A 7508-nucleotide genomic window follows, 5' to 3' on the forward strand; every position below is an offset into this window, starting at 1 on the left:
AGGGTAAGCCCTTTTCTTTGTGCTGGCTTTGGATATCGCGTGCGGTAAAGTCTATACCTAAACCCACTTCTTCAAAATAATTGGCGGCGAACTTTTCTTGAATATGTTTGCCTTCTTTGCAGATCTTTAAGACAATTTCCAATTCGTAATGGATGTCTGAAGAAAATTCCGGAAGGTAAAAAGGTTTGTTATCTTTCAAAACAGCCGTATCTGGTTTCATGAAAATAACCGGAACAGAGGGGATGGGATTGTTCAATTCTTTAGCGTGAGCGGCATAATTGCGGCCAATAGCAATAACTTTCATTGGGATATAAATTTGTTTTTCATCTGTAATGAAGCTATCAGGAGTTTCATTCTTTCCCTTTTGAGGGTAAACTCATGATGGTTTCATACGGAAATAGTGTTGTTAAAGGAAGTAAAAATAGTAAAGAATAGCTGAAAACTATAAAACGGAGATTCGTTTTACGCTGGTTTCTGCGCCCGCAACAATCCTAAGGAAATAAATCCCACTGTTTAAGCGGTTAGGAATAGTAAAGCTTTTGGTAATTTCTCCAGAAGGGGAGCGTTCATTCATGAGGGTAATGACCTCATTGCCCAAAAGGTCCATAACTTTAATAGAAAGGTTGGTTTCACGTTCCAGTTTTAAACTTACATTGATCTGGTCATCCACAGGATTTGGATAAACTTTAAGAACAGTAAGTATTTTATCAGATTTGGAAGCTGCGGTTTTGCTGCTCATTAGCAGACTGTTGTAAGGAATAAAATCAAAAACGGGTCTGTAGGACTGTATGTTTGCTTTGATTTGAGGGGTTTTATTGACCTTTTTTACCTTACTGTTGTAATAGATACTGTCTGATTTCTGAGCCATAGCATCCATGCTGCACATTATACCAATGCAGGTGATGCAAGAGACGTATACACAGAGCGTTATTTTGGACAGTTTATTCATATCTAGTAGCAGCAAAAATATAAATTATAAAACAAAAAAATCAAATATTTTGTTTAGAAAATAAACATTTAACAATATTTAACAGATTTTAACGTATCTCAAATTTAGCTGTTTGTAACTTGTTGATTTTCAGTCATTAAATTATAAGCGTGAATATAGCGTTTTATATCTGTTAATTCCGAATCTGATTTATATACACGTGTCGAACAAAAATAACTTAAATAATCTATCCTTCGCTGGATTACTCATCAGTTTAGGGATAGTCTATGGTGACATTGGTACGTCACCTCTATATACGCTTCGCGCTATCTTTAATACGGTGGATGATGCCGGGCAGGCCATTACACCAATGGTGGTACTGGGTGCTTTATCTTGTATCATATGGACCCTCACCCTTCAAACAACCATTAAATATGTGGTCATCACACTTCGCGCAGACAACAAAGGAGAGGGAGGAATATTTTCTTTGTATTCTTTAGTACGTAAGAAGGCAAAATGGCTGGTTATTCCTGCTATGATCGGAGGCTGCGCTTTACTGGCCGATGGGATCATTACTCCAAGTATTACGGTAACTACGGCTATTGAAGGCTTACAGATGAAGTTTCCATGGTTCCAGGTAATTCCAGTGGTCTTGGGGATTATTGTCGTTTTATTTATTATCCAGCAATTTGGGACCAGTACAGTTGGTAAATTATTCGGTCCAATCATGTTCCTTTGGTTTGCAACGCTGGGTCTTTTGGGTGTTGTTTTTGTAGCTCAGGATCTTTCCATCATCAGAGCCTTAAATCCATATTATGCTTATCATTTATTGGCTACTAATCCTAAAGCACTGGTCATTCTGGGTGGGGTATTTCTCTGTACGACGGGAGCGGAAGCCCTGTATTCCGACCTTGGACATTGTGGAAAACAGAATATTCACATCAGCTGGATTTTTGTCAAAACAACATTGGTATTGAATTACCTTGGACAAGGGGTTTGGTTACTTCAGCACCCAAACTATAATGCGGCACAAAACCCGTTTTATCAGATTGTTCCCGAATCCTATTTATTACCAATGGTTGCCCTGGCAACTATCGCGGCGGTTATCGCCAGTCAGGCTATGATCACTGGATCTTTTACATTAATAGCTGAGGCTGTGCGGCTAAATCTCTGGCCAAAAGTGCGGATCAATTATCCAAGTAACCAAAAGGGACAAATTTATGTTCCGTCTATCAACTGGCTGTTGTGTGCGGGCTGTATTATGGTGGTCCTGATCTTTAAGAAATCCATTCATATGGAGGGGGCATACGGATTGGCCATTAACCTGACTTTCCTGTCCACTACAATTTTAGTAGCTGTATACATGCTGATGAAGAAAGTGCCCCGCTACCTGATCGTCATTTTTGTGCTGGTCTATGGTTTATTGGAACTGGCGTTCCTTGCCGGTAACATGACTAAATTCCTGCATGGAGGTTTTGTAACCCTATTTATTGGGGCTACTATTTTTACCGTGATGTGGAGTTGGTTTATTGCCAGAAAGATCAAGAACAGATTTGTCAAATATGTAGAGATTGAGGATTATTATGAAATTATAGACGAATTGAGCAGGGATGAATCCGTTCCAAAATACTCTTCTCAACTGGTTTACCTCACCAGTGCAAATTTTAAAACGGAGATAGAATCTAAGATCATTTATTCTATTATACAGAAGGAACCGAAACGGGCAGATGTTTACTGGCTGGTCCATGTTGATGTGGTGGATGAACCTTTTACCAGTGATTATAAGGTTGAATTCCTAATTCCCGGAAAACTGATCCGCATTGATTTTAAACTCGGATTTCGTGTGGAACAGAAAGTCAATTTATTATATAGAAAAGTGGTGGAAGAGCTGGTGAAAAACGGAGAAGTGGATATTACAAGTCAGTATACTTCGTTGAAGAGGCATAAAATTGCGGGTGATTTTAGGTTTGTATTACTGGAAAAGCACTTGTCTAAATTTACTTCATTGAGTTTTTATGAGCAGTCTGTTCTTTATTATTATTTCATTTTGAAAAGGCTAAGTCTGTCGGAAGAACGTGGTTTTGGTTTGGATTCCAGCTATGTGGATGTGGAAAAAGTTCCATTGATTTTTGTCCCAACGGATGATATAGAACTGAACAGATTGTCTGTATAAAAAACAAGAGGATGATCTTATCATCCTCTTGTTTTTTATGAGTTATTTTGAAGGCTAAGTTTGCTGTGTTTAAATCCATACAGGAAATAAACAACCAATCCGACAACCAGCCAGATTCCAAAGCCAATCCAGTTGGAGATACCCAGTTCGCACATCATATACAAACAGCAAATTAAACCCAGTACAGGGATTAATGACAGGTTTTTTGTTATACAATAATAGCAAATGAAGATACAGATGAAGAAAAAGATCCACATAGGAATTTTGTGTTTAAACAGGCTCCAGCCACTTTCATATTTCTTGTTTGCAGATATAGAAGACCGGTCTACAAATTTTTGATAGTCTTCTGCAGACAGATTGCCGAGATAAGCTTCAGCATCTATGTCTTTTCCGCTAAGCTTCGAAGCACTTTGTGTAGTTTTGATCCGGTTTTGTACCGATTGCAATTCTTCCTTGCTTAGAGAAGTAATCAGACTGATCGGATCATGTACTCTTGGTGTATTATACAGAAAGTCGCTGCTTTCCTTTTTATATCTTGTAAAGGCCAGAATGATTAGCACAATAGCTATAACCGGTATGATATATTTGGAATTGGCATAAGGGATTTTAAATTTCCCTCTTTTTACATCGGGTTTGTTTTGTAGTACAAGCACACCGGTACAAACAAGAACGAAGGCAAAAAGGGTACCTATGGAGCAGAGGTCTGTGACGATGGTCAGGTTCATAAACAAAGAAGGAACAGCAACCACAAATCCAACAACGATAGTTGCAAAGGATGGGGTTTTGTATTTGGGATGGATCCTTGAAAAAGATTTTGGAAGTAAACCATCGCGGCTCATGCTCATCCATATTCTTGGCTGACCCATTTGAAAAACCAGCAATACACTGGCCATTGCAAATACGGCACTCACCGCAATAATTCCACTCATTAGTTTCAGGTTAATGTGATCAAACACAAAAGCTAAAGGATCTCCTACGGCCAGCTGACTATAATTTACAATCCCTGTTAATACCAGGGCAATGGCTACATATAATATGGTACAGATGATAATGGCCCACATCATACCTCTTGGGAGGTCACGCTGCGGATTCTTGCATTCTTCTGCAGTTGTAGAAATAGCATCAAATCCGATATAGGCAAAAAATACAGCAGACACCCCTTTGAGGACACCACTCACACCATTAGGGGCAAAGGGGTTCCAATTATTGGTGTCTACATAAAAGATACCTACAGACAGAACCAGAAGAATTACAGCAAGTTTGACGATGACCATAGCATTGCTGGCATTCCTTGATTCTTTCATGCCTCTGTATACCAGCCAGGTAATAAAAATGATAATACCTAATGCCGGAAGGTCTGCAACGACATGAAAACTGCCAATTCTCGGCGCCGTGATCCAGGCATTATTGGCCAGTCTGGTCGCTTCGTCCAAATTGGTGAAGCTTTTACCAGCATTGATTAATGCTTCCGCATGTTTATGTCCGTTAAATGCAGTTAAATAGTCCATGGTCATCCAGTCTGGCAGATGGATCCCTGTAATTCCTAATGCCGGTATATGGATAGAGGCCAGCAAACTGGTGAAGTAATCTGACCAGGAAATGGCAACAGTGATATTTCCGATGGCATATTCCATAATCAGGGACCAGCCGATGATCCAGGCCACCAGTTCTCCAAAAGCTACATAAGAATAGGTGTATGCACTTCCTGAAACCGGTACCATGGAGGCAAACTCTGCATAAGCAAAGGCCGCAAAGCTACAGGCCACAGCTGTAAATATAAAAAGGAAGATTACTGCCGGGCCACCATCTGCACTGGCTTTTCCAATGGTACTGAAAATTCCAGCTCCTATAATAGCAGCTATGCCGAAAGCTGTTAAATCTCTTACACCTAGTGTTTTGTGGAGGTGTGATCCATGGTCACCATATCCTTTTTCTGCATCTTCCAGTATTTTGGTGATGGATTTTTTTCTAAATAGCTTTTCAAACATAAGTTAGCGGTTAGTCTGGTTGTTTTCTCAAACTTATAAATTAGGATTGAAACTAAGCTAATTTGTCCAGTTCATTTTTCACAAAGGTGGCCAGTTCATTAATATATTTTGAACTGAAATCGAATTTGATCCCGGCAGTTTCATAAATCTCGTTCATTGGTTTGGTATAACCCAGTGCCAATGCATCAAGATATTGCTGCAATGCTTTTTCAGGCTGTTCTTTGAAATTTTTCCAGATGGCTATGGCCCCTAATTGTGCAATAGCATATTCTATATAGTAAAACGGTACCTCAAAAAGGTGTAATTGCTTTTGCCAGATGTTTTTAAATTCCGCTTCCTGTCCTTCCCAATTGGAGAAGCCTGCACCAAAGCGTTTGTAGATTTGTTGAAAGGCTTCCTCTCTGTCGGCTGCATTATGGGTAGGATTGGTATAGATCCAATGCTGGAACTGATCAATAACAGCCACCCATGGAAGCGTTTTTAATACATCCAGTAACTGTTCTCTTTTTGCTCTTAGAAGGTCTTCCTCCTTGTCGAAGTAAACATCCCAATGATCCATTGACATCAGCTCCATACTCATAGATGCCAGCTCTGCAACTTCTGAAGGACAATGTTTAAAATCGTTCAGTTCCAGATTTGCTGTCAAAAAAGTATGTACAGCATGCCCGCCTTCATGAACCATTGTGGTCAGGTCGCGCAGTGAATTTGCAGAGTTCATAAAAATAAATGGCGCTCCGGTTTCAGCAAGGGGATAATTGTAGCCACCTGGTGCTTTTCCTTTTCTGCTCTCCACGTCAAACAGGTTATTTGCCTTCATAACGGCAAGCATTTGTCCTAGTTTTGGATCGATGGCGTCAAAGCATTCGATGCTTTTGTCAATCAGTTCCTGTCCATTTTTGAAAGGTTTAAGAGCTGGCTTTCCGCTGGTGCTTACTTCCTGGTCCCAAGGCTTAAGTACTTCAAGACCCAATAAATGTGCCCGGTTTTCTGCTTGCTCTTTGAGTATTGGAACAATTTCCTTTTCAATAGCTTCATGGAAATCATAACAATCCTTTGGGGTATAGTCAAACCTTCCAAGAGCCTGGAACATGTAATCGCGGTAATTTTCGAAACCCGCATTGAGCGCAACCTGATTACGCATAGCCACCAGTTCATCAAATAAAAGATTTAAGGTGTCTTTGTCTACCAGACGACGCTGCTGAATGATTTTCCAGGCTTCCTCGCGTACCGTTCTGCTGGTGTCTTTCAGAAAATTGGAAGCTTGTTCCAGGGTGTACTCCTGATCATTGATGATCACACTCATTGCACCGGTTACAGACTGGTATTTTTGCTGGGCAACTTGTAACTTGGTGAAAAGATCGATATTTTCTTCCCTGTATATTTCCAGGGCTTTTTTCACCGCCCGCAGGTAAACAAAATATTTGTCTTTATCCAGTTCGTCAATATAGACACTTGACACAAGTTTTTGGTTCAACTGGTTGGCCAGGGGGGCTATTTTTGGTTCTATTTCTGTAGCAAAATACTGAAAATCCTTAACCAGATCTTCGTTGGCGGTATCGCAGCTCATTTTGATATACCTCCATGCGAAATCCTCTTCAAGTGCGGCCTCGAGTTCGCTTTTGTCTTTTAGCCATTGTTCAAGAGCTGCTGCATTATCTATCTGGCGGGCAAGAAGTTCGTCGAAAATAGGAGATAGGTTATCCCATTTTATATCCAGTTCCTGCGGGATATAATGTCTGTTTTTTTTAGGTATGGTTAAGTTAATCATAGATGCTAAAATTAAAAATGAGTTCTTATAAAGGTATCCACTAAAAAGCAAAGGGCAAATATCACCGAAGCGAACCCATTGGTGGTTGCAAATGCTTTGTTTACTTTGCTGATGTCATTTGGTTTCACAAGCAGGTGTTGATAGATCAGCATAAAGCAGAAGAATGCAACTCCAATATAGTATACCCAGCTAAAGGGAACAAAAATGACCGGGAGTATAACGCACAGCGCAGAAAAAACATGTAGAACCACAGATAAATTCAATGCCCTGCGGATACCTAATGCGACAGGAATGGAGTGCAGTTTTTCTTCTTTATCAAAGTCTTCATCCTGCAAGGCATAGATAATATCAAAACCACTTACCCAGAACAGCACTGCAAAAGAATAGAGTACAGGAACAAGGCCAAAGTGACCGGTTACTGCAATATAAGCACCAATAGGGGCCAGGGAAAGACCCAGACCAAGGACCATATGACACAAGGCCGTAATTCTCTTGGTGTAACTATAAAATAACACGACAAATAAGGCCACAGGCGAAAGATAAAAACAAAGCTTATTAATGAAAGCAGTGGTGATCATAAATAAGATGCAATTAACGATCACAAAGATCAGCGCTTCATTAGCAGAAACTTTACCCGCAGGAATATCCCTC

At 40.1% G+C, this 7508-nt stretch carries 6 protein-coding genes; 1 reads left to right on the plus strand and 5 read right to left on the minus strand.

Features of this window, described 5'->3' with window-relative positions; genetic code table 11:
* Together VNZ46_RS21570 and VNZ46_RS21575 are read right to left on the minus strand one after the other, a co-directional pair.
* Nucleotides 1-304 (minus strand): fumarylacetoacetate hydrolase family protein (locus VNZ46_RS21570; RefSeq protein ID WP_325562476.1); only part of this gene is annotated, 304 nt, incomplete at its 3' end.
* A 138-nt stretch (nt 305-442) separates the two neighbouring features.
* Nucleotides 443-868 carry a T9SS type A sorting domain-containing protein gene (locus tag VNZ46_RS21575; RefSeq protein ID WP_325562478.1) on the minus strand — a complete coding sequence of 142 codons (426 nt, stop codon included), beginning with the start codon at nt 866-868 and terminating at the stop codon, nt 443-445.
* A gap of 280 nt (nt 869-1148) precedes the next feature.
* Here VNZ46_RS21575 and VNZ46_RS21580 point away from each other — a divergent pair, with 280 nt between their 5' ends.
* A complete protein-coding gene (locus VNZ46_RS21580; RefSeq protein ID WP_325562480.1) occupies nt 1149-3101 on the plus strand; it encodes a KUP/HAK/KT family potassium transporter in 1953 nt (650 codons plus the stop codon).
* Between the two features lie 35 nt (nt 3102-3136).
* Here VNZ46_RS21580 and VNZ46_RS21585 read toward each other — a convergent pair whose 3' ends face one another.
* The 3 genes from VNZ46_RS21585 to VNZ46_RS21595 form a co-directional block, all read right to left on the minus strand.
* The gene (locus VNZ46_RS21585) at nt 3137-5089 is read right to left on the minus strand and encodes an amino acid permease (protein ID WP_325562482.1); all 1953 of its coding nucleotides are present in this window, start codon (nt 5087-5089) and stop codon (nt 3137-3139) included.
* Nucleotides 5090-5141: 52 nt separating this feature from the next.
* Nucleotides 5142-6857, minus strand: coding sequence for a M3 family oligoendopeptidase (locus VNZ46_RS21590; RefSeq protein ID WP_325562485.1), 1716 nt, complete (start codon nt 6855-6857; stop codon nt 5142-5144).
* Nucleotides 6858-6868: 11 nt separating this feature from the next.
* On the minus strand, nt 6869-7508 hold a 640-nt coding region (locus VNZ46_RS21595; protein WP_325562487.1), incomplete at its 5' end, for a UbiA-like polyprenyltransferase.

It is taken from the genome of Pedobacter sp. (assembly GCF_035566355.1).
Taxonomy (GTDB): domain Bacteria; phylum Bacteroidota; class Bacteroidia; order Sphingobacteriales; family Sphingobacteriaceae; genus Pedobacter.